The organism is Bartonella sp. AC10YNML (assembly GCF_042196825.1).
Taxonomy (GTDB): domain Bacteria; phylum Pseudomonadota; class Alphaproteobacteria; order Rhizobiales; family Rhizobiaceae; genus Bartonella.
This window is the reverse complement of sequence record NZ_JBHIRA010000015.1, coordinates 18,984-42,769: the sequence shown is the minus strand read 5'-3', so window position 1 is coordinate 42,769 and position 23,786 is coordinate 18,984. Positions and strand designations below refer to the sequence as shown.

Here is a 23,786-nt window from a genome sequence, read left to right as displayed (position 1 = left end):
AACAAATTATATCAAATTTTTTTAAACAAAAAGCGCGTTGCAATCACCTGTTTTGAAGCCAATGTATGCATGTGTCACAGAGGATAACTCGCATTAGCTCTCACTCAATTACCTGATTGGAAATATGAAATTAAGCACCTCTAAAAAATAAATTTGCAGATTTTTAAAAACTGGAGTGCTCCACATGCTTCCCAGCACCCCCGCCCATTTAATTAATATAAAAAATAGAAAGGTAATAAGATGATATTTGATGATGGAGATGGATATGTAATAACACGTGGGTGTGCAAAGTTTTTTAGTGTATCCACAACCACGATTCGTAATTAGGTGCTTCAAGGGGGGGCAGAGCTATATAAGCTAGAGAGAGCAGTGAGATGGAGAAAGAAAGAGATCTTATCCTTCACTCCAAAGAAAAATAAGGAATAAATTAGCTAAAGTTATATAAACCGTAGAAGGTGGTCTAAAAGTTGGTCTTAAAATAGCTCTTTAAAGAAAAAATTTATATATTTAATATGTTAAAGATACAAAATGGTGCCCAAAAGAGGACTCGAACCTCCACGCCTTACGGCACAGGTACCTGAAACCTGCGCGTCTACCAATTCCGCCATCTGGGCTTATAAAATTCATCTAAGTGCATGAAGTAACTCTGTCAATAAAATTATAGAATTTATTTTTTCAGCTTAAAACGATAGCATTGAACTTTTGAGGGAGATCATGATTTTAGAAGTTTAAGGTGTGAGGACTGTCTTTGATAAAATTGTTGAATCCGGATTAAATGTGTAAATAATAGGAATGCCGGTCGCTAATTCTTGAGATATAATTTCCTCACTGGAGAGACCTTCAAGCGCCATAATAAGAGCACGAAGAGAATTTCCATGTGCTGCGATCAAAACAGTTTGGGAGCGCAAAATATAAGGCTGGATATGGTAAAGATAATAAGGCCAGATGCGCGCACCGGTATCGCGTAGGCTTTCTCCATTCGGTGGCGCAATCGTATAGGAGCGGCGCCACATTTGCACTTGCTCCTGCCCCCATTGTTGGCGTACTTCATCTTTATTTAAACCAGAAAGATCACCATAATTACGTTCATTTAATGCTGGATTTTTTATCACTTCTAAATCTGATTGTCCCATTTGCTCTAAAATGTGCTGAGCGGTTTTTTGAGCTCGCTGTAAGGCAGATGTATAAGCGATATCAAACCTCAAACCATATTCTTTCAGTTTTTTTCCTGCTGCTATCGCTTCTGCATGACCTTTTTCTGTTAAATCGGGATCTTTCCAACCGGTAAAAAGGTTTTTGAGATTCCATTCACTTTGTCCATGACGAATTAGTGTAAGTATGCGTCCCATTATAAATTGCCTCTATTCTATTGATTGTTTAAAATTCATCGTTCAATCCCAAAACATCGAACATTGAATAAAGACCGCTTTCATGATTTTGTGCCCATAAAGCTGCTTTTAATGCGCCATTGGCAAAGATAGAGCGTTCTTGCGCTGTGTGTGAAAGAACAATGCGCTCATTGGAACCAGCAAAAATGATACTGTGTTCTCCAACAACTGTCCCACCACGTGAACAGGAAAAGCCAATGGTGCCTTTTTTGCGTTTACCTATATGACCATTACGTTCGTTGACACACACATTTTTAAGCATAACATTGCGTCCTTCAGCTGCTGCTTGGCCAAGAAGAAGGGCTGTTCCAGAAGGAGCATCAACTTTGTTAGCGTGATGCATTTCATAAACTTCGATATCAAAATCATCGGCTTCTAATGCTTTAGCGGCTTTCTTTACAAGGTTGGCTAAAAGATTTATTCCAAGGCTCATATTCCCGGATTTGACAATAGTTGTATATTTCGCAAAATCTGCAATTTTTTCTTCTTCTTTTTTGCTAAATCCTGTGGTGCCAATAATATGGACAAGGCTTTTTTGAGCAGCGTAGTTAGCATAAAGAATGCTGGCTTCTGGTTGTGAAAAATCTAAAATACCTTCTGTATTAGAAAAGGCATTTTCGGGATCATCAGTGATACTAATCCCAAGAGAATCTGAACCAATTAATGCACTGGCATCTTTTCCTACAAACGGTGAACCTTTACGTACAAGAACAGCACAAAGCTCTACATCTTTCCTCTGCTGGATTGCTGTAATGAGTTCACGTCCCATTCTTCCATTTGCACCAACAACTGTAAGGCGCATTTTTATCTCCTTATGATACTTTACTGTGCAGTATAGGCAAATTCTTGTCTTCTTTCCAATGGTTCTTTTTCTTTATAGAAAATTTTTTTCCTGCTTTAATTTATCTTGTTGTGCTGTAAAACACTGTTGTTTAGAGCAAGTGATATAAGATCTACAAATTTAAATAGAGATGTTTTTCGTTAGAGTGTGTGATGAATATTCTTAAGTAAGGTTTGCTTATGAAATCTAATGAAGATTGTGTATTACTTTACGCTTTTGTTTCTTTCGTTCTTTAAAGGGGAGCGTTCTTCATGCAAAATAAGATCTTCCAAACAAAATAGACCTATGTTGTCAATTCATACGCTTTTCTTAAAGAAATATATTTATCAATTCTTCTAAACTTATTTTATGATAGTGCTCGTGAGTGGTATCACGAGAGAGTATCCATGAATAATATAAAATCTATTCTGCGCCATTATCTTTATGCTTCATAAATAGAGCAAATCAGCATTATCATCCGTTTTGTTAGCCTTTAATGTTTTAACTTAGTCATTTTCACTCATCAATTCCATTTGTGACGCATAAGAAAACGATTATTTATCATTGTATATAAATACGTTATCCATAAATAAAATTACGTAAAAAGGGGTAAAAACAAGGGGCTAACAAGAAGTTGGATTGTTTACATACAAGAGTTGGGCAGATTCTTCATCTTTTAGGAAAGTCAGTTGAAAAAATTGTTATGTTGTAAAAACGCATGATGAGGCTTTGTTTATTATAGAGAAAATAGGATATATATTATGCAATGCGTTTTTTCATATATTGGGAAGAATGGAGTATAACATGCGTTAAGTATTGTTATTTTATTTGCCTAGCTTCCAATGATGCTACAGTTCTTGTATTTAAAGAGAGTCTTTAAAATCCTTTCTTAAGTATTTTTTATCCCTGTGCTGATTTTTTTTGTGACACGATAAGAAAGTGATTTTTGTGATTCAATTATAATGGGTTTTATTCTCTGTTTAATACGATCATAAATCAATGTATTATTATATTGTTTATACGCATGCATAAAAATTCATAAACCTATAAATATCCTTTAGATAGAATATCACTTTTATTTTTGTTTGTGAGAGAAGGCTAGAAATCAAGATCTGCATAGTGAACACTTGCAACAATTCCACGGACGCGATCTGTTAAAAGAGAACGAAAAGAAGGGCGTGATTTAATTCTCATATACCAGTCTTTGGCAGCAGGAGATTGTTCCCAGTCAATTTCCCCTAGAAAGTCAAGTACAGAAATAGAGGCTGCGGCTGCTAGGTCTGCATAGGACAAGGTAGAACCCACTAAGCTATCGCGAGAGGCACAAAGCCAATTGAGATAGTTCATATGGGGTAAAATATTGGCACGCGCATTGCGTAAAATTTGTGAATTAGGAGCACCACCGCCAATGGCAAGTGGCATTTCACGTTTGTGGATTCGTTCTCGTACGATATGGCGCGTTGCTTCATTTTCGAATTTATTTAAGAACCAATCATTGAGACGGCGTACTTCCGCACGCTCTAAAGGATTTTCCGGAAAGAGCTTATTTTCTTGTCGTAAACTTCCATGTGTTTCGTCTAAATATTCGCAGATAACAAGAGGACCTGATAATGGAACCTCGTGTTCATCGAGAAAAACAGGAACATGACCAGCGGGATTGAGGGCTAGAAATTCGTGTCTTCTTGCCCATTCATGTTCTTCAATCAGCTGAGTGGTTACACCATATTCTCCAAGAATGAGGCGTATGAAGCGCGAGGCAGCGGATAGGGGAGAGTGAAAAAGTGTCAGCATAATTTACACTATCAAATAGAGTTGAAGAGAATTCTTTCAAGTAATCATTTTTATAAAGATGCTTGACTAGAAGTACAAGATCATTAGTAGCTGCTAGTAATTATAATTAATAAATTGTTAATGACTAGGGACTGTTCTCTTATGCGATGGTTTGCAAAATGGCAGCACGTAATTCTTCTAAACCGAGAGCTTTTTCTGAAGAGGTTACAAGAAGCTCAGGGTAAGCTGCTGGGCGCTTGAGAAGCTTTGTTTGTGTGATCATAATTAATTTTTCTAAGGCTTTTGATTTGATTTTATCGCTTTTTGTCAAAACAATTTGATAAGAAACAGCGGCTTTATCAAGAAGAGTAAGAACCTCTTCATCATTATTTTTAATTCCGTGGCGTGAATCAATCAGGATATACACACGTTTTAGCGTTGTGCGTCCCCGTAAATAGTTAAAAATCAAATTTGTCCACGCATCAACCAGATTTTTAGGAGCAGCAGCGAAGCCATAGCCAGGCATATCTACTAATGCTAGAGGGGGAAGATCTCCTAGCTGCCCACTGAAGCCATCGGGTACAAAATAATTAAGCTCTTGAGTCCGTCCTGGTGTGTTTGAGGTACGTGCTAAGCTTTTTTGTTGGACGAGCGCGTTGATTAAAGATGATTTTCCAACATTGGAACGTCCTGCAAATGCAATTTCTGGTGGTCCTTCAGGGGGGAGAAAGTGTATTGCTGGTACACCACGAATAAAAATCCAATTGCGAGAAAAAATTCCAGAAAGGGAAGAATCTCTTGTCATTAATGCACTTCTTTTTTGGGTGATCTTCTCCAGATGGCTTTCAGATTATCAAAAAGTTCAATTTTAACTCCTTGGCGCTTCATCATGATGCCTTGCTGAATAATTGATAATATATTGTTCCATGCCCAATAGATGACGAGACCAACAGGGAAAGAGGCGAGCATAAAAGTAAAGACAACAGGCATCCATGTGAATATCATCGCTTGGGTTTGGTCTTGAGGAGCAGGATTCATACGCATTTGTAAAAACATCGTTATTCCCATAATCAAAGGCCATGCACCAATCATAAGAAATGTTGGCGTTGTATATGGCAAGAGACCAAACAAGTTAAAAAGAGAAGTTGGATCAGGTGCCGCTAAATCTTGAATCCAGCCAAAGAAAGGTGCATGGCGCATTTCAATGGTGATATAGAGAACTTTATAAAGAGCAAAGAATATTGGGAATTGAACCAACATTGGCCAACAGCCTGCAAGGGGATTTATTTTTTCGGTTTTATATAGATCTATTATTGCCTTTTGTTGTTTGGTTTGGTCATCGGGATACTTTTCTTTTATTTCTAGCAACCGCGGTTGTATAAGTTTCATACGCGCCATAGATTTATAAGATTTATTGGCTAGAGGGAAAAGAAGTGTTTTTAAGAGCACTGTGACAAGAAGGATGGCGATACCAAAATTTCCTGTTTGCTTATAAAGAATATCAATGAGGGCAAACATTGGTTTGGTGATGAAATCAAACCAGCCCCAATCAATTAAAAGAGCAAACTTTTTAATTTTTAGGTCATTTTGATAATTATTAATAATTTCAACTTGTTTTGCACCAGCAAAAAGACGATTTGTAACAGTTTTTGTTTCATTTGGGGCAATCGTTAAAAGCGACCCTAGCAAGTCAGACTGATAATGCGTTTGCAAACGATCAAAATAAATAAAACGGCTTGTATATTCTTTATTTTGCGGGGGAATAACTGCTACAGCCCAATATTTATCGGTAATACCAATCCAACCTCCTGTTACTTTGGAAAAAGTCATGCTTTTTTGCCCATTATCAGGATTTGGGTCAAGCTCTGCTAAGGTTTTATATTTTTCAGTTTTGAGCGAATCTCCTGCAATACCTATCATACCTTCATGAAGTAAATAGGTTGCATTTGTATGTTCTGGTGGTGCTGCACGTGCAACGCGGGCATAGGACGAGAGATGTATTGGTTGATCACTTTCATTGCTGATAGAATCCTCAATGGTAAACATGAAATGATTATCAACAGAAAGGGTCCGCCGGAAGATTTGTCCTTGTCCATTATTATAAATTAAAGTGATGGGTGTTGAAGGAGTCAAGATTGTATTGCTTCCCTCTATTTGCCATTTTGTATCAGATTGTGGCAAAGCCTTTGCTGGCAAAGACGCACTTGCAAAACCAAATTCAGCAAGGTAGGTTGTTTTGAAGCCTTTAGGATTTAGCAAATCGATTTCCGGTGATTTTTTGTCGACTGTTAAACGATATTTTTTGAGGTGAAGATCATCAAATTGTGCACCAACAAGATTAATAGAGCCTTCCAATTCATTGGTTTTGATCGTAATACGCTCTGTTTTGTCCAATACAGCTTTCCGGATTTCAGGTGTCATGGGCTGTTCGATGATAGATGTAGCTTGATACGTTGAGATATCATCAGAAAAATCTGTCGTGGTAGTAGAAAGGGCTGATTGTTGTTTTGACAATTGCTGTGCGATGATTTGTTGTTTTTGTAACTTTGCTTGTTTGGGAGCAACATGAAGAAATTGCCATGCGATGAGCACTACGAAAGATAAGCCAATAGCGATAAAGAAATTGCGGTTATATTCCATCCGTACACCCTTGTTGTTGCTGATGTTTTATTTTTGGTTTTATTCGCCGATTTAATTCATTAATCAAGGATGTAAAAGGTGCATGTAACACATCACGGTACGCTACAATGACATAGTCTGTTCCTGCTTCCATGTGGTTTGTTACACCAACTCTCACGGCCTCACGCAAGCGCCTTTTAATACGATTACGTTTCACAGCATTACCGTTTTTACGAGTAACAGTGAAGCCTACACGTGCAAAAAGAGAATCTTTTCTTTCTGTTGTTTGTTCACGAGATTTAACTTCGAGCAAAAATAAAGGACCACGTCGTTTTTCTCCTGTACGGACAGCCAAAAAGTCTGCTCTTTTGCGAATACGGCAGGGATGTTTTTTCTTCATAAAAGAATATTTCGCAATTTCATTAAATGCCTGCAAGCAGACATTGTAGGTTCATAATAAAAGTTTCACAACGAAGAAACGATGAGCAATCCTCAACGGTTGTGAAAATTTAAATGGTTAAGCAGAAAGCCGTTTACGTCCACGAGCACGTCTTGCAGCAATAACTTTACGTCCTCCAGCTGTGGCCATGCGTGCACGAAACCCATGGCGGCGTTTACGGACAAGTTTAGAGGGTTGGTAAGTACGTTTCATTTATTTAAATACCGCGGAGTGCGGCCCTTCTTAATCTTCGTTTTATGAGTAGTTATGCGCGAGATAAACAATTTTATCCTATCATACGGCTGTTAACCCATAAGGAAAAATATAAAAAAAGTCAATCTTAGATTGTTTTTCTCTCTCTTGAAAGAATACAAAACACCTTATAACTATTTGTAACGCTTTTTTACAATACTGTAGGAGTGTTAGAAAATAACGATTGAATCTACAGAACATAAATGGCTAGGGCCTTAAAGAATTAAAGAAGGTGTGACTGATTACTGTATGCTCAATTTAAAATATCCTTTAAGATTAAGAGTTTTTTTCAGTTTTTGTTTTTACAAAATTTTTATCAGAATATTCATTAAAGTGGTTGTAGCACAAATGTGATTGATAGGATTTTATAGCAGATTTTATGTTTGAGCTTCTTTATTTTAAGGATGGTTTCATATTTTTAAAGAGATAAGAGATGTATACTTTATAATGCTGAGTAAAGTAGAAAATTATCAGGTGATGAACCTTGTAAGTATTTTTCGTTCTTATGCTTATATTTGCTGGTATTTTTATAGAGAGGAAAGAACATGGATCTTATCACAAGTGAGGCTGTCCGCAACGTATTACGTACAGTCAAAGGACCAGATCTTGAAAGCGATATTGTGTCGTTGGGTCTTCTTTCAGAAATATTGATTGCTGATGGTAAGGTTTTCTTTTCCATTACAGTTCCTGATGGAGGTGTGCAAAAATGGGAATCATTGCGTCGTTCTGCTGAAAAGGTGGTATGTGCTTTGGAGGGAGTGAAATCTGCTGTTGTTACACTTACAGCAGAAAAAATAACAAAGACAGCACCTAGTCGAAGAGCAAATCTCTTACCGATCAAAATGCCCATAGAAGGTGTGAGGCATGTGATTGCTGTTGCTTCTGGAAAAGGAGGGGTCGGGAAATCTACGATGGCAATAAATATTGCCTTAGCTTTACAAGATTCTGGTTTCAAGACGGGGGTGATGGATGCTGATATTTATGGTCCTTCGTTGCCACGTTTGACAGGACTTGTTAATCAAAAACCACAGCTTATTGGAGAAAAAAAGATTCAACCTCTTGAAAAATTTGGACTTAAATTGATGTCGATGGGATTTTTGGTGGAGGAAGAAAAGCCGGTGGTATGGCGTGGTCCTATGGTTATGGCAGCTGTAACGCAATTGTTACGAGATGTTGTATGGGGGCCTTTGGACGTTTTAGTCGTTGATATGCCGCCAGGTACAGGGGATGCACAATTAACGCTTGCGCAACAGGTACAATTAACGGGTGCGTTGGTTGTTTCTACACCTCAGGATCTTGCTTTAGTTGATGCGCGTAAAGCGATAGAAATGTTCATGAAAGTCAATGTTCCTATTTTAGGACTCATTGAGAATATGAGTTGTTTTATCGCTCCTGATACAGGAAAACGCTACGATATTTTTGGCTATGGTGGTGCACGGGTAGAAGCAGAACGTCGAGAGGTCCCTTTCTTAGCAGAAATACCGCTTGATCCAGCTTTACGATTGTCTTCAGATGAGGGCGTCCCTATTTTTGTTGCTAAGTCTAGTGAAGAGCTTGCTAAACTGTATCGTACAATTGTTGATCAAATAAAAAATCAACTCTTTTGAATATATGTTTATTTAAAAGAATTTGCAAAATGCAATCACGAAAGACAGAAAAATGTTGCTTTTTTGTAAGGAAAAGAGGGAACCTTAATGCTTGAGTGGAGTACGAGAGGTGAAACAAACAAAAAATGAGCCATGCACTTGGGTAATCTGAAGGGGGACTCAATCGGAGCGGCTGGAGCAGTGAGGTGGAAAAATATTGGCATTGGTGCGAAAAGAAGAAGATAGAAAATAAAAATAATTTAGGGAAATGGTAAAAGGTTGTAAAAAATATTTAACAATCACTTTTTTGCGATAAAAGCATCTTGAAGATTAATCGGAAAATTTATCCCTATCTACTTAAATTAAAGGGATGGGTGTTTAAAAAGCCCATTTATCTTGCTCTTGAAATATGTATAGCAGGTAATGTTATCAAACCATATTCAAGAAAAACTCAATGAAAATATCAATAACTTTCTCTTATTGAGAGGATAAAAAATGCTGGTCAAGCCTTTTTAGAAGCATTTATTTTTTGAAAAGTAGCTTCAATAGCTGTTGTTAAAGCACGTCTTCCCCCTTGATGAGAAAAACAATTTGACAAAAATTCATTTGTTCCCCCCTTTGTTGAAAACTCTTTTTCAAGGAGTACAAAATCGAGAGATGTAGCACAATCCGTTGCTATAATTTTACGCATTTCATCTGTAAGATTACCAAACATCATGGTAAGAAATTCTGCTGATTGCTGTTGTTTTAACCCCTGTGTTATAAACCATTGATGGGCTGTTTCTATAAAATTAAAATATATGCCCATAAGTGAACCAGCAGTCATAAAAAGATTAAACTGCTCTTCCTTATCCAGCACCAATGTACCCCCCAATGCATCAAATAGAGCGCGTAAAAAGGGATGATCGGGATAAATTGGTGTCAAATTTTTACACTCTGCAACAAAAGGTAGAGGAACAGCACGATAAACTTTATGGTTGATCCATTCTTCTACTTCTGCTGCTTTTGCCATAGCAAGTACGGAAATAACCAGCTGTTCTGGACGAAAGCGAAGAGAACGCAAAACGTTTTCTGCAATTTGGTTAGGCAAGCAAAGAAAAACGTAATCACTCACATCGAGCAACATTTGGTTATTTTCAGCAATCATAACCTTATCATATGTGCGTGAAAGATGCTCTGCTGTTTGTGCATTGCGAGGTGAAACAATAATGGAAGAAACGTCAAAGGTGCTTGTCATGAGGCCATTGACCATTGAAGCACTGATTGTGCCCGTTCCCAAAAAGCCAAGTTTCATTTCTCTTCCTCATTTTTATATTTTAAAAGGAATCTCAATTAACAGTTTATGTGTTTTAACTAACATAGATGCTAATTGAGGAAGCAACACATAAAATAGCAAGAATAATCAAGCCCAAATAGACTTTTGGTTTGTCAAATAGAACAGCAAAAGCAGAAAACCAACCAACAATAGCTGCGGCTAATGCAAATAAAAAACCTGGTTTATTCATAAGAACAATATGCATTGCCATTAAACCACCAATAATTAGCGCTCCAAAAACAATGAGCAAACCTGTTGCAAACTTTTCATAATCATCCATATTTCGCTCCTTATAGTGCTCAAATTGTTACACACTTTTTAACGCATATGCATATAAAAACGAAACGTTTTTTATTGGGTATGGTTAAAATTGGCGCCTCCTCTTATTTATTAGATGTAAAAAATGCGGGGATATGCTGTGGCCAACGCCAAGGTAAAACTGCAATCAAATCAAAACGTACAGACAAAAAGGCATAATCCTTTTGCCGTGCTAGCCAAATATCGGCTGCTGCCTCAATTCGCTTTTCATTTATTCGAGAAACTGCTTCCATTGCTTCGGCTAATGTTGAACGCGCTTTGACTTCAACGATTAAAACCAAATTTCCACGTCGTGCAATTAAATCAATTTCACCACATTTTGTTTTAAAACGCATTTCGGCAATGTGAAACCCTTTGCAACGCAACCACCATGCTGCCAATTTTTCTGCACGAACTCCTCGATAAAAAGACTTTTGTCTCTGTTTTTTTTGTATAGTCTTAATTTTATGCATTTTTTAAAAAATTTAACCGCTGAAAAAGTTCCTGCTTTTTAAAACCGGTCTTTTTTGCAACCAAAGCTGCTGCCTGAGCAGCAGAATGTGTCCGCGAGAGTTCTAATAACATTTCATCAACTTCTTGATCACTCATTACGTTTAAAGAAGATGATGATTCTCCAACAAGTACAACAATTTCTCCACGAATATGTGATTGTTTTTTGTAAGATTCCAACAAATTCCCCAAATTTGAAGCATCCACTGTTTCAAATTTTTTTGTTAATTCACGACAAATTGCGGCAGGTCGATCAGCCGAAAAAAGCGTGACCATATCCTGTAAAGTTTCAACAAGACGATGCGGTGATTCATAAAAAATCAAAGTCGCTGGAATCTCTTTTAATTGTTCCAATCGTTTTTGACGCTGTCGCTTGCGTGCACTCAAAAAACCTGCAAAGAAAAAGCTATCCGTAGGAAGCCCTGTCGGTATAAGAGCGGCTAAAAGAGCTGATGCTCCAGGGATCGGAATAATTTTATGACCAGCTTTACGTGCCTTTTCTACCAATCGAAATCCGGGATCAGAAATAAGTGGCGTTCCCGCATCGGAAACAAGCGCTACCGTTTTGTTTTCTGCCAAAGCGGCTAAGAGCTTCGGACCCGCTTTTTGCGCATTGTGTTCATGATAGAGAAAAGTTTTTTTCTGAATACCATAACGTTGCAACAAAACACGTGTTACTCGCGTATCTTCACACGCTAAAATATCAATTCCTGCAAGCACTTGCAAAGCACGAAGCGTAATATCTGCAAGATTTCCGATAGGCGTTGCTACAAGATAAAGCCCTGGTTCTATAACGGGGGCAGAATAAGCATGCGCACCTATAAAATATGCTCTTTCACACATGCTCTTTTCTTTTCATCAAATTCCCCTCACACAAGATTTTTATTCATACTCATAAGCTTTATAAGCCATTTTTGTTCATTTTTTACCAGTACATTTTTTATCATTACAAAGGCTTACTTTGCTCGAATAGTTGATACTCCCACAATACAATAGTTTTACCTTCATATTCACTAACATTATCATCTGTTTTTCAGCATGATCTTTTTCAAAAAAACAGATTCCAGATGTAGCCAATATCTTATCAGCTCTATAATTTTCTATAAAGTTTTTCCTTCGAGAACAAAAAACAATTTTACCTGTGCCTATATTTCACGCTTGGTTGTGCTCTTTTACAAGCTAAACTTTCTCGATTATTTCCATAACGCCCATCTTTCAAATACTCCATTGATATTCAAACTGTTCTTCTGAGTAAACGTAAGCAGATCCTTTTAAAACACAAACAACTCGCTATATCGTTATTGATCAAATATAAGCCTTTCTTAGAAAAATATTTCATTTTGTCCTATTCTCTTCCCCCTTAACAGATATAAAGAATATCTTAAAAACTTTTAAGATTTATTTTTATCTTAATTATTTGATTTATAATGGATAATTTATTATTTTTTGCCTATAGAGTAGGCGCCTTAAATATCGTAAAATTATCTCATTTTAACGCCTTTTATCATCAATGAATCAAAATCATTTATGTGCATCACAAGGAGGATTTGTGTGTCGTTAAAGACGAGTAAAAAAGGAGTAAAATGCCTTTTTGAGCTCTCTTAAAGCAAAGGCTATCGCAACATTGGAGTTAGCAAAGAAAGTGATGCTGCCAGTTTATACTTTTTATTGCGTTATGGAACTATTCATTGACGAGAATACGTGATATTTTTCTCAAGATTTGTCACGAAAGAATTGTTCGATATGTATTGAGAGCTATCTTTTAAAAATAAATCCATAAATAAACAACACAAGTCTGTTTTAATTTTAGGCGTTTTATTTTTTTGAAGGATATGCTCCTATAAAAAATGCAGGTCATAAAAGCAGGGACAATATGTGATCTCTCTTTTTTAAAAGATAGTGTAATGTTTTTGAAAGTCGTAAAACCGCATGACAAAGATGGAAACGGATTTCTTCCTTTCAGACTTCATATTCTTACTCAATGAAGCAGTCTTTTCGTTTCAGGAATTACTCAAATAGAATATGCAAGATTTTTGCTCAGGATACAAAAGCTGGAATGACTCGCTTTCATTCACCTTTATCTTTCTTAACATATATGCCGCTTGTGTTCGATTTGGATGTTGATTTACAAGTTACAGCGAAAGTACAAGCTTTATAAAGAAAATACGCTATAAAACGCGTAATAGAATGGTCATGAATTGGAAAGACATTTGGGCTTTGTCAGATATTATTTCCAATAATGATAGCGCTTATGGCTTTTTATTCTTATGGTGTTTTTACACATTCTTTGCATTACATCTGTAAAGGTTAGATGCAAGACAATGTATAGCCCCCCCTTGATTTGAGCGTAAAAAGTTGATGTGATACTCAGATTTTGGGTTGTCTTTATCAGTAGAAACATATTGAGATTGATTAAATAAGCATGCTCTGTGTATGCAATATTTTATTTTTTCTACATTCATCCGTGGTCTTCTTTAGTGAAAATTGTTTGGCAAAGGATAGGAGATAAAACAAACTCGAAGCATATCTCCATGGGTTTTATTCTTGGCTTTTTGAAACGATTGAGTTTTCTTATGAGGAGGCTAAAAACATTTTGAATCATGGGGGAGGGAGCAAAGTGGAGCTACAGCTTTGTCTTTGTACAGACTGTTGAGAGTAGAGTCTGTATTTTTATAGCAGAATGGTTAAGATATCTTCATTCTTGTTTTGTTATTAAGATAAAAAATTTTTTATAAAAATATGTTATGTTTTTCTATTGAAAAAAGTTATACGGTGGAGAGAGTCTTTTATATTGAGAATAGAGTTCTTTTTACATTGTGAAAGAACGTATGCAGGAAGGTAATTGATAGATTTCTGATCTGAGGGAAATATTTTTATCCATTGCGTTTTGTATATTTCAATTTTAGGAGAATGAACAATGATTATACATTGGGAAATTACATATTGGGATAGAAGGGGCCTTCATTGCCTTGCGGACAGATCCAAGTGATATTTTGGTTCGGATCTTTGATGTCGCATGTTTTACAATGTATGCAATTTGAAGCGTTTATCATATAAGTCAGATGATCATTATCCTCTAGCCACTCGTAGACAGCGGCGGGGCAATAGTTTGTGGAAGGTCCTCCGTAGATTGCATATTCAGAGTCCTTTTGCTTTTTTAATGAGGCTATTTTTAAATGGCAAGGTTGATTTTCTTCATGATGCGTATTGGAAAGGGCAACACTTGAAAGGCGATCAAAGGTTATAACGCCATCTGGTTTTGGGTAAGAAATGGGTTGAAATTTTTCTGCTGGTTCAAGGCATGCATAATCTTCCTTTCCATGGGAGAGTGTTTTAAATAAGGAAAATCCGAACAGTTGTTGCCACCACATATCAAAACCAGCAAGTTTAATTCCATATTTTGTCCCATATTTTGCCCAGAGCGGTTTGGCATTTCGCACTTTATAAAGATCTTTGCCAATGAGCCCTTTTCGCCATTGTTCTTCGATTTCTTTAACCTCATCATGGGCACGCCCTTGAGCAAGAGCGGTAGCGATTTTATCGGCAGCTAATATGCCAGATAAGATGGCATTGTGTGATCCTTTGATACGAGGAACATTGACAAATCCAGCAGAGCAGCCAATAAGTGCCCCACCAGGAAAGGTGAGTTTTGGTACAGATTGCCAACCTCCTTCGCTGATAACACGTGCACCATAGGAAAGACGCTTTGCACCTTTAAAGATTTTATAGAGTTTTGGATGTGTTTTAAAACGTTGAAATTCTTCAAAGGGAGAAAGATAAGGATTTTTGTAATCTAAGTGCACAACAAAACCGACAGAAATGATATTGTTTTCTTGGTGATAAATAAAGCCACCACCACCGGTATTATTGTCTAAGGGCCAACCCGTGAAATGTTGTACTAAACCGCGTTGGTGTTTGTTGGGATCAATTTCCCAGAGCTCTTTGAGACCAAGACCAAATTTTTGTGGTTCACGATTTTTGCTAAGGTTGAAATGTTGTATCAGTTGTTTTGCAATTGAGCCGCGTGCTCCTTCCGCAATTAAAGTATATTTTGCCAATAAAGCCATACCAGGCATATAATTTTTTCCAGGAGTTCCATCTTTGTTAAGCCCCATATCACCGGTGAGAACACCAATAATCGCTTTGTTATCGTTTTGGATAATCTGTGTTACGGCAAAACCGGGATAGATTTCAACACCCAATGCTTCAGCTTTTTTGCTTAACCAGCGGCAAACGTTTCCAAGCGAAACGATATAACATCCGTCATTTGATAAGATTTTGGGATGCAGAATATTGGGAAATATTGTAGCTTTTTGAGGCTTTAGAAAAAAAAACTGGTCATGGGTAACAGGGGTCGTGAAGGGATGATCATTGTCATTTCGCCATTCTGGTAAGAGTGTATCGATACCAATGGGGTCAATAACTGCGCCAGAGAGAATATGGGCACCAACTTCGGTCCCTTTTTCAACAATTGTGACAGAAAGCTCAGGATTAATTTGTTTCAAACGAATTGCGGCAGAAAGCCCTGCAGGTCCTGCTCCGACAATGACTATGTCAAACTCCATACTTTCACGTTGGTCATGTAGAGGTGTTTTCATGGCTTATAAAGCTTTCTCCAATTCTGGAATAATTTGGTGGAGATCACCTACAAGGGTGTAATCGGCAATTTGCATGATGGGAGCTTCTTCATCGTTATTAATGGCAACAATAATTTGTGCATCCATTATACCGGCTAAATGCTGGATTGCACCGGAAATGCCAACGGCGATATAGAGTTCAGGGGCAACGACCTTTCCTGTTTGTCCAATTTGCCAATCATTGGGAGCATAGCCTGCATCCACTGCTGCGCGGCTGGCACCTAAAGCAGCATTTAATTTGTTTGCAAGAGGAAGAAGCAGGTCCATAAATTTCTCTTGAGAACCAAGACCACGCCCGCCTGATATAATAACACGGGCTGAGGTGAGATCAGGACGATCACTTTTGTTTGTCTCTGCTTTTACGAAAGAAGAAAGATTTGGATTGGGAGCTGGTGTTATTGTTTTAATGGGAGCAGAATTATTTTGGGAAGGCGTTGGGGTGAAAGAAGCGGTGCGAACTGTTATAATCTTTTTATAATCATTGGTGCGTACAGTTTCAAATGCATTGCCTGCATAAATTGGTCGTTTGAAGGTATCGGGTGAAAGAATGGCGGTAATATCTGAAATTTGCATAAGATCAAGAAGAGCTGCTACGCGCGGCATCACATTTTTCCCAGTACTGTTGGATGCTGCCATGATCACATCATAATCATTTGCTAACGTGAGAATTGTATCTGCCATAGGCTCGGCAAGTTGATGGGCTAAATAGTCTGCTTTTGCAATAAGAACTTGCCGCACACCATCAAGTTTAGCACTGTTTTCCGCTATCGTTTGAATTTTTTCTCCGCAAACCAGAATATCGATATCATTACTGAGTACGCGTGCAGCGGTGAGTACTTTTGCTGTTTCTTCTGTATTATGATCGGCCAGTAAAAGAATTGCCATAAGTTTTTACCCTTTTATGTAAGTGTTGCTTTTACTCTAGTGGAGAGAATATTAAATGCAGTTCTTTTGTTTTAGCGCACTGACAAGCTCTCCTACATTAGCTACTTTAATACCGGATTGACGGGGTTTGGGTTCTTCAACGCTTAAAATTGTTAAGCGTGCTTTCGTATCGATGCCAAGATCAGTCAGCGCTTTTTGTTCAATGGTTTTCTTTTTTGCTTTCATAATATTAGGGAGAGAGGTGTAGCGCGGTTCATTGAGCCGTAGATCGGCGGTCATAACCATGGGAAGGGGAAGAGAAAGGGTTTGTGTTCCATTATCAACTTCACGAATAACTGTAGCATGCCCATTTTCTATGTTAAAATGTGAGGCAAAAGTTGCCTGTCCCCACCCAAGAAGAGCGGCGAGCATTTGTCCTGTTTGGTTGCTATCGTCATCAATCGCTTGTTTTCCTAAAAAGACCATATCAGGTTTTTCTTCATCAACTATGGCTTTGAGAATCTTAGCAATTGCTAAGGGTTCAAGTGTTTGATCCGTGGTGACAAGAAGTGCGCGATCAGCCCCCATTGCAAGTCCTGTTCGTAGAGTTTCTTGGGCTGCTTCTGGTCCGATTGAAACAAGAATAACTTCTGAAACTTTACCGGATTCTTTCTGGCGGATTGCTTCCTCTACGGCTATCTCATCAAAAGGATTCATAGACATTTTTACGTGAGACAGATCAACGCCTGTGCTATCGGGTTTGACACGTATTTTGATGTTATAATCAACAACACGTTTGATAGCGACAATTATTTTCATGATGATCCTCTTTGTTGTATGATTACAAGTTTATAGCAATACTCATAAGAAACAAAATTGTTTAGAATGAAGTCTTATTTATAACTTGTGTTTTCTTTCATATAAGCTTTTTTTACGTTTACTTGTACTTTCTTGTTGTCATTTTCAATCTTCATATCTTCTGCATTGCCATAATTGCCTTATTTGCTTGAATAAAAAGTAAAAAAATCACTCTGTCTTATGAGAATATTTTTTTCATTTTATATGCTCTGTTTATGATGGCGCATCAGGGGCTTTAGGCAATGAAAAAATTAAGTGAAAAAAATAAAAATGGGGGAATGATTTTGCTCTTCAAATCTTGAGGACAAAAAAATAGAGATTTTTCTTTCAAATATTTTAAATAAAGATTGGGGCGAAATATTTCTAACAAAAAAGTTTTTGGGCGTTCTTAAAGCTCTATTTACTAAAATAGAGCACACTTTATTCATCATTTGTGCGATTCTTTTCAAAAAGGTTAATGAGGGGTAAGCGTTTGTGAATACGAAGGGTCATACGATCAACCAGCCGATCAATCAGGTTAGGAATGATAAATTCTCTTCTTTTATTGAACAGAAGGAGAGAACGGATGCGCCTATGGATGTAACGATGTCGGATATTGCTCAAAAATTACGCACTGTTCATGCACAAATGCAAATGAAGCATTCTTCCCGTTCTTTGATAGAGCAGGGGGCTTTAGAAGAGCATTTTAAATCTTACTTAGATGATATTAGTCGGGCCATTTTGGCTGAATATTATATCCGTCGTCAAAGAGAAAAAAAGCTTTTCGAATCTTTAGAGCAGATTAAAACAATTGTTCAAAGTTTACAGAGTGAAAAAAAGAGCTTAGAAGAAGCAGCGGTAACACGACCGGTGTCTCGTTCAAAATCACCTGATTCTGTTGTACAAAAACTTGCTCATATGGAATATGAGGGAAATAAAGAACGCTTATCACTTCAAAAGGTTCAAAATTTTTCGAGACAAAACGGTATAATTCCACTCCAAACAAATGTTAAAAATGTGGCGCAGAAAGAAAATAAAGGCTCTTTGCCAAGTGATACTATGAAGCCTTCTTTTAAAAAGGTTGAGGGAGCCGTAGAGTGTGCTTCGATAGAAAAAAAGGATATGGGTATTCAGGCACCTAATCGTGGCATTGAGAACGATTTTTCTTCTTTAAAGGCGCAGTCTCAAGAGAGTGTTTCGTTTTTATCTCATTTGGTAAAAAAAAGTGTTCTTTGTTTTTTAACCGTTGCATTTATGGTAGCGATAACGTTATGTCTTTACAGCGTTTTAAAAGGAGCGCGTTTTTTTTAGTTTTTATGATGTTGATGTTAATAGATATGAAATGTATTGCGCATTCGTGGATTATGCGAAAGTTGTATAGCAATTAAAATTATCCTTTTAAACACGCAACAGAGATTATTGGAAAAGAGGATAATTGGAGAAAGATTCTCTCAATTGTTAAAAAGCCTCAGATTATCTTGAAGGTTCTGTAAGTGAGTATTTATTTACCAATTGCTGAAATGTCTCTCAATATGCTGATTTTGATTGGTATGGGAGTCGTTGCTGGTTTTTTTTCTGGTCTTTTTGGAATTGGGGGCGGTTTTCTTATCACTCCTTTATTGATTTTTTATAATATCCCTCCTGCTATTGCTGTTGGAACAGGTGCAAATCAGATGATTGCGTCATCTGTAACAGGAGCGATTACCCACTTTAGAAGACGTACGCTCGATATCAAACTTGGTATTCTTTTGGCGATTGGAGGAGGGGGGGGATCTTTAATCGGGATTCAGATTTTCTCTGTTTTGAAAAAATTAGGTCAATTAGACTTAATGATTTCTCTTCTTTATGTGATTCTTCTTGGAAGTGTAGGAAGCTTGATGATTGTTGAAAGTTGGTATGATATGATGCGCAAGCGTAAGGCAGGAAAAGCCAATATTCGTCTTGCTGGTCGACATAACTGGATTCATCGCTTACCGTTAAAAATGCGTTTTCGGACATCTATGATCTATGTCAGCATTATTCCAGTTTTAGGGATTGGTCTCATTGTAGGGTTGTTGTCTTCTATTATGGGAATTGGTGGGGGGTTCTTTATGGTACCAGCATTGATTTACCTTCTGCGTGTTCCAACCAATGTGGTGATTGGAACTTCACTTTTTCAGATCACATTTGTGTCTTCTTTCACGACAGTTTTACAAAGTATGACTCATCAGTCCGTTGATATTGTCCTGGCTTTTTTATTAATGCTGGGAGGAAGTATTGGTGCGCAATATGGAACACGGGCTGGACGGAAGTTAAAGGCGGAACAATTGCGTATGGCACTTGCGTTTTTGGTGTTGATTGTGTGTATGCGTCTTGCTTTTCAATTATTTATACGCCCCGATAATCTTTTCTCTCTGGATATTCTTATGAGATAAAAATGGGTAGATTATTTTCTTTATGCATCATTACAAGTTGCTTTTGTTTTGTTTCTTTTTCTACATGGTCACATGTTGGGACGACAGCGACATTCGTTGATCAAGTTGATCACGAAACTGTTCAAATTATCGTAACAACAAATACGATTACTGTGGATGCAAATTTTGCTGGTCGTGATCTTTATATTGCTGGTGTTTTGGAAAATATTGATCCGTTATATGCTCGACAAAACCGTTATGATGTTGTTGTGAGCTTGGAGGGACAAGAGCGGACAATGGTGATGCGAGAAAAAAAACGTAATGCCGGTGTTTGGGTTAATACAGATTCTCTTATTTTTAAAAAGGTTCCTCTTTTTTACTCTATGGTCACAACACGTGAAATTGACGATATTACGAGTGTTGAAGATTATAAACGCTTGGGGTTAGGATTACTTTATTTGCCATTGCAGACGGATGAAAAAGATCAGAAAAAAATACAGATCTTTCGCGATGAACTTATAAAACTGCAAAAAGCCAAAAGCCTTTATTATGAGGAAGTAGGGGGTGTTCGTTTTGGTTCTGACACGCTTTTTACTGCACATTTTCGTTTACCAACCAATATTCCTGTTGGACATTATAAGGTTCGTGCTTATCTTTTTCGTGATGGTCAGTTTATTGATAGTACAACAACGACTCTTGAAATTGTTAAAGCACATATCGCTTATACAATTTTTTACGCAGCACATAAGTATCGTTTCTTATATGCTATTGTTGCGGTGATCATTGCTGTTACCACAGGATTTTTATGTCGTTTGATTTTTCGAAAAGACTAGCGCAAGGAAAATGTTGAGGCTTTTATTTTTTATGAAAAATGCGTAAGATAAGAAAGATAGGCACAACAACAATCGCTCCCGTCATGGTGATATGAAAGAAGTTTGTGAGCGTTATAAATCCTGTTGCCCATAGAGACTGAAAAAAATCTATAATTTTCTGTATGAGACTTTTGGGTGTCCATCCCAAAAAATTCATTATGATGCCAATAAAAAATGAAAGGATGAGCAATTTTAAACTAACATGGTGGCTTAATGTGCCTCCAAGAAAAGCACGAAAAGAATCTGACAATTTTTTCTTTCGGTTCATTTTAATATACTTTCGAATATCTTGTTTTTTATTGTATCATCATAGTACAGTGATGTCATTGTCATAAAGGAGAAAGATTTTTTATTTTTTCTTACTTTTTTGGAGTGCATCACTTTAGTACTGGTGTAATATCAGTGCTTTAAAATATACGCGCGTTCTCTTGCTTTTTTGCGATATTTTCATGGCGCTTTTTTCATTAAATGAAGAGATATCCTTTCGTTTCTGAGAATTTGTAGGGGAGTTCTTGTAGCGTTTCGATATTTCGTATTAGGATAAGAGTTCTAGTCTATTGAAGATTTTATAACGGATTTATTATTGTTGTGTATTGAAATAATATTTCAAGGCATTTTACTTAAAAAAAGACTATCTATTCTGATAAGGGTGTGCTTATATAGGTATTATATTTAGGTATTTCAACCTTAGTGCATTGAAAAGATATTTTTTGCTGAAAAAATGTAAGCAATGAAGTAAGTGTTGTTAGAGGAGCAAAGGTATTTAAAATACGATGTGGGAAAAAGTTTTGTTATGTGCGGGTGTGTAAAAGAATATCAGAGGGCCATGCTCCTTTTATTTAGAAATAAAATATAATTTAAAAGCTGTTATTTGGCAGAGGATTATGGAAAAATTCAAAATTCCTCTTGTAGGGAGAGGAGATCATGTCGGTTGATGGGTGAATTTTCCTGTTTTGTTAAAATGTCAAATTGTTATTAAAGCTCTTTGTTATTAAGGCGCTTAAGCTAACGAGGAAGAGTCTTTTGATGGCATAAAAAGACGAGAGGAAAGAAGAGACACGCTTGCCCGACAAAAGAGAGAAAATAGTGGTTTTATAATCTTCAATCGTAGGCGTTATGACATCATGAATGGCTCTGTTATGGGGGAGCATTCATTGTATGTCAGAGTGTTTGTTGTTGCATGTTTTGGTTTGTCTTGGCTTATAGGTATGGGCAGAAGGCGTGGTTGGTAAGTGGTGTTGTTTGAAGGTTTTAATACTTTAGTTTGAGGCGCTTATGGATCATCTAACCTTATTATTAAGCATGTGCTTGTTGTGTGGGAAATTTATATAATAAACTTTAAAAGGAAAAGTCTATGAACTTGAAGAAAAAAATATTAAAGAATAGCAGCTCTCTTGTTTCTGCTTTTATAGCACTGGGGATGGTTGCACAACAGGTTTCAGCAAAAACTCCCGCTGACACCCTTGTGATGGCTTGGAATATTGATACAATTAGTACATTTGATCCCGCTCAACTTAGTGATGTTTATGGAAGTGAAATTGTCCGCAATGTTTGTGATAGTTTGGTCAGTACCGCAACGGATGATCCTGCTAAAATGGTTCCGGCATTAGCTACACATTGGGATGTTTCAGGGGATGATCACAGTACGGTGATTACTTTTCATTTGCGTGATGGTTTGAAGTTTAATGATGGGCGATCAGCCAATGCCAATGATCTTGTTTGGGGTATGAAGCGGATTGTCAAATTGAAGATGACCAATGCGGCAATTTTTAATGAATATGGAATTACAGAGCAAAATGTTGATGATGCTTTGCAAGCCCCAGATAAGAAAACAGTGGTGATGAAATTTGATAAGCCTTATCCAGCAGAGCTTATTCTTAATAATATTGTTGCAAGTCCAGCAACAGCTTTGCTTGATCGTAAGACAATTATGAAGCACGAAAAAGATGGCGATCTGGGAAATCAGTATTTGAAAAGTCATGCTGCTTGTGTTGGTCCTTATCAGTTAAGCAGTTGGCGCCCTGGAGAAGCTCTTTTGTTACGTGCGAGTTCCCATTATTGGGGCGAGGCGCCTAAATTGAAGCAGATTCTCATTCGCCATGTTATGGAGCCTGGAACACAACGTTTATTGTTGCAAAAGCATGATATTGATGTTGCTCGTGATTTGTCCCCTGAAGATCTTGCAGATCTGCAAAAAACAACAGATGTTAAAATCGAAGAAGTGTTAGAGCCATCCATGATGTATTGGGGATTTAACATGACAAATCCCATTTTTGCTAAGGAAAAAGTACGCTTGGCGATGCGTTATCTTATTGACTATGAAGGTCTTGGCAAGAAGCTTCTCAAAGGGATTGGTGTTCCACGGGCAAGTTTTATTCCTCTTGGTAACTTTGGGGCTCTGGATGAAAAAGAAGGACAACCCTTTACATTTGATGTTGCAAAAGCCAAGCAGCTTTTAGCAGAGGCCGGTTATCCGAACGGATTTGAGGCAAATTTTCTTGTCTCAAATGCTCCTTATAGGCTGTTGGTTGCTCAGTCACTTCAAGATAGTGCCGCACAGGCGGGGGTGCGTCTTAAAATTGAGCGTTTGGCAGGTACACAGTTGTTTTCCAAACTTTATGCTCGGGCTTTTGATACGATTTTTGTCGGATGGAATAACGATTCTGCGGATCCCCATACAATGGCTTCACGTCTTGTTTATAACCCTGATAATCGGTTTGAGGCAAAAAATACCGCCTATCCTAGTTGGCAGCATGGGTATTTTGATGCCAAGATGAATCAAAAAGTTGAAGAGGCGTTATTTCAAAAAGATCCACAAAAACGAGCGCAACTTTATGCTGATTTACAACGTGAACTGATGCAAAAAGGACCTTATGCGTTTATCTTTCAAAAATATAGCGTTATCGCGATGACACCTGATATCAAAAAGTGGGTTTGGAATAGTGCGCCACAAATTTTTTATAGTAAAATTGAAAAATAAGTGTGTCTTTAAATATTGTAAAATACAACAAAAATGAAATCATAATAACTTCAGCGTTTTGCATAGTGTTCAAGAACTTTGTAATACGCTGGAGATCATGGGGAATGATTGGATATGTTGTTGAATATTTCTATTTTAAAAGGGATCTGTCATTTTCATTAAAGATGTGTTGGTATGGATGTTAAAACTGAATATTTCAACTTCTGT

The 23,786-nt window shown here is 37.2% G+C and carries 20 protein-coding genes, 1 tRNA gene and 1 pseudogene; 6 read left to right on the top strand and 16 right to left on the bottom strand.

What is annotated here, in order from left to right:
* Positions 1-240: 240 nt before the first annotated feature.
* Positions 241-426: pseudogene (locus tag ACFINA_RS07725) on the top strand (DNA-binding protein).
* A 103-nt stretch (positions 427-529) separates the two neighbouring features.
* On the opposite strand, the gene ACFINA_RS07720 reads toward ACFINA_RS07725, so the two are convergent.
* From ACFINA_RS07720 to rpmH, 8 genes are all read right to left on the bottom strand, one after another.
* Positions 530-614: transfer RNA gene (locus ACFINA_RS07720), tRNA-Leu, on the bottom strand.
* A gap of 114 nt (positions 615-728) precedes the next feature.
* Positions 729-1,349: a 2,3-bisphosphoglycerate-dependent phosphoglycerate mutase gene (locus tag ACFINA_RS07715; protein ID WP_375607302.1), complete on the bottom strand. Its 621-nt coding sequence runs from the start codon at positions 1,347-1,349 to the stop codon at positions 729-731.
* A gap of 28 nt (positions 1,350-1,377) precedes the next feature.
* Entirely contained in the window at positions 1,378-2,190 is an 813-nt protein-coding gene (dapB, locus tag ACFINA_RS07710; protein ID WP_375615366.1) for a 4-hydroxy-tetrahydrodipicolinate reductase, read from the bottom strand.
* 1,116 nt (positions 2,191-3,306) lie between these two features.
* The gene (locus tag ACFINA_RS07705; protein ID WP_375615365.1) at positions 3,307-3,999 is read right to left on the bottom strand and encodes a glutathione S-transferase family protein; all 693 of its coding nucleotides are present in this window, start codon (positions 3,997-3,999) and stop codon (positions 3,307-3,309) included.
* Positions 4,000-4,138: 139 nt separating this feature from the next.
* Complete coding sequence (gene yihA / locus ACFINA_RS07700) at positions 4,139-4,783, bottom strand: ribosome biogenesis GTP-binding protein YihA/YsxC (protein ID WP_375607299.1); 645 nt, start codon at positions 4,781-4,783, stop codon at positions 4,139-4,141.
* Positions 4,783-6,618 (bottom strand): membrane protein insertase YidC, encoded by a 1,836-nt coding sequence (yidC, locus tag ACFINA_RS07695; RefSeq protein WP_375615364.1) that lies wholly within the window; start codon positions 6,616-6,618, stop codon positions 4,783-4,785. Before yidC ends, yihA begins: the two co-directional genes overlap by 1 nt.
* Entirely contained in the window at positions 6,608-6,997 is a 390-nt protein-coding gene (gene rnpA / locus ACFINA_RS07690) for a ribonuclease P protein component (protein WP_375607297.1), read from the bottom strand. Before rnpA ends, yidC begins: the two co-directional genes overlap by 11 nt.
* A gap of 117 nt (positions 6,998-7,114) precedes the next feature.
* Positions 7,115-7,249: a 50S ribosomal protein L34 gene (gene rpmH, locus ACFINA_RS07685; protein WP_005864709.1), complete on the bottom strand. Its 135-nt coding sequence runs from the start codon at positions 7,247-7,249 to the stop codon at positions 7,115-7,117.
* Between the two features lie 584 nt (positions 7,250-7,833).
* Between rpmH and ACFINA_RS07680 the strand changes: the two genes are divergently transcribed.
* The gene (locus tag ACFINA_RS07680) at positions 7,834-8,895 is read left to right on the top strand and encodes an Mrp/NBP35 family ATP-binding protein (protein WP_375607296.1); all 1,062 of its coding nucleotides are present in this window, start codon (positions 7,834-7,836) and stop codon (positions 8,893-8,895) included.
* 481 nt (positions 8,896-9,376) lie between these two features.
* On the opposite strand, the gene ACFINA_RS07675 is transcribed toward ACFINA_RS07680, so the two are convergent.
* The 7 genes from ACFINA_RS07675 to ACFINA_RS07645 all read right to left on the bottom strand — a co-directional run bounded on the left by ACFINA_RS07675 (position 9,377) and on the right by ACFINA_RS07645 (position 17,316).
* Complete coding sequence (locus ACFINA_RS07675; protein ID WP_375607295.1) at positions 9,377-10,168, bottom strand: pyrroline-5-carboxylate reductase; 792 nt, start codon at positions 10,166-10,168, stop codon at positions 9,377-9,379.
* A 55-nt stretch (positions 10,169-10,223) separates the two neighbouring features.
* On the bottom strand, positions 10,224-10,469 hold the full coding sequence (locus tag ACFINA_RS07670) for a hypothetical protein (protein ID WP_375607294.1): 246 nt from the start codon (positions 10,467-10,469) through the stop codon (positions 10,224-10,226).
* A gap of 103 nt (positions 10,470-10,572) precedes the next feature.
* Positions 10,573-10,941 (bottom strand): YraN family protein, encoded by a 369-nt coding sequence (locus ACFINA_RS07665; RefSeq protein WP_375607304.1) that lies wholly within the window; start codon positions 10,939-10,941, stop codon positions 10,573-10,575.
* 10 nt (positions 10,942-10,951) lie between these two features.
* Positions 10,952-11,839 (bottom strand): 16S rRNA (cytidine(1402)-2'-O)-methyltransferase, encoded by an 888-nt coding sequence (gene rsmI / locus ACFINA_RS07660; protein ID WP_375607293.1) that lies wholly within the window; start codon positions 11,837-11,839, stop codon positions 10,952-10,954.
* A 2,093-nt stretch (positions 11,840-13,932) separates the two neighbouring features.
* Positions 13,933-15,594 (bottom strand): 4Fe-4S dicluster domain-containing protein, encoded by a 1,662-nt coding sequence (locus ACFINA_RS07655; RefSeq protein ID WP_375615363.1) that lies wholly within the window; start codon positions 15,592-15,594, stop codon positions 13,933-13,935.
* A 3-nt stretch (positions 15,595-15,597) separates the two neighbouring features.
* Entirely contained in the window at positions 15,598-16,518 is a 921-nt protein-coding gene (locus ACFINA_RS07650; RefSeq protein WP_375615362.1) for an electron transfer flavoprotein subunit alpha/FixB family protein, read from the bottom strand.
* 51 nt (positions 16,519-16,569) lie between these two features.
* The gene (locus ACFINA_RS07645; RefSeq protein WP_375607290.1) at positions 16,570-17,316 is read right to left on the bottom strand and encodes an electron transfer flavoprotein subunit beta/FixA family protein; all 747 of its coding nucleotides are present in this window, start codon (positions 17,314-17,316) and stop codon (positions 16,570-16,572) included.
* Positions 17,317-17,829: 513 nt separating this feature from the next.
* Between ACFINA_RS07645 and ACFINA_RS07640 the strand changes: the two genes are divergently transcribed.
* The 3 genes from ACFINA_RS07640 (at position 17,830) to ACFINA_RS07630 (ending at position 20,560) form a co-directional block, all read left to right on the top strand.
* Complete coding sequence (locus tag ACFINA_RS07640; RefSeq protein ID WP_375608510.1) at positions 17,830-18,645, top strand: hypothetical protein; 816 nt, start codon at positions 17,830-17,832, stop codon at positions 18,643-18,645.
* A gap of 182 nt (positions 18,646-18,827) precedes the next feature.
* Positions 18,828-19,748 carry a sulfite exporter TauE/SafE family protein gene (locus tag ACFINA_RS07635; protein WP_375607288.1) on the top strand — a complete coding sequence of 307 codons (921 nt, stop codon included), beginning with the start codon at positions 18,828-18,830 and terminating at the stop codon, positions 19,746-19,748.
* Positions 19,749-19,750: 2 nt separating this feature from the next.
* Entirely contained in the window at positions 19,751-20,560 is an 810-nt protein-coding gene (locus ACFINA_RS07630) for a TIGR02186 family protein (RefSeq protein ID WP_375607287.1), read from the top strand.
* Positions 20,561-20,582: 22 nt separating this feature from the next.
* On the opposite strand, the gene ACFINA_RS07625 is transcribed toward ACFINA_RS07630, so the two are convergent.
* Entirely contained in the window at positions 20,583-20,867 is a 285-nt protein-coding gene (locus ACFINA_RS07625; RefSeq protein WP_375607286.1) for a DUF6460 domain-containing protein, read from the bottom strand.
* A gap of 1,086 nt (positions 20,868-21,953) precedes the next feature.
* On the opposite strand from ACFINA_RS07625, the gene ACFINA_RS07620 reads away from it, so the two are divergent.
* On the top strand, positions 21,954-23,579 hold the full coding sequence (locus ACFINA_RS07620; protein ID WP_375615361.1) for an ABC transporter substrate-binding protein: 1,626 nt from the start codon (positions 21,954-21,956) through the stop codon (positions 23,577-23,579).
* Positions 23,580-23,786 lie beyond the last annotated feature (207 nt).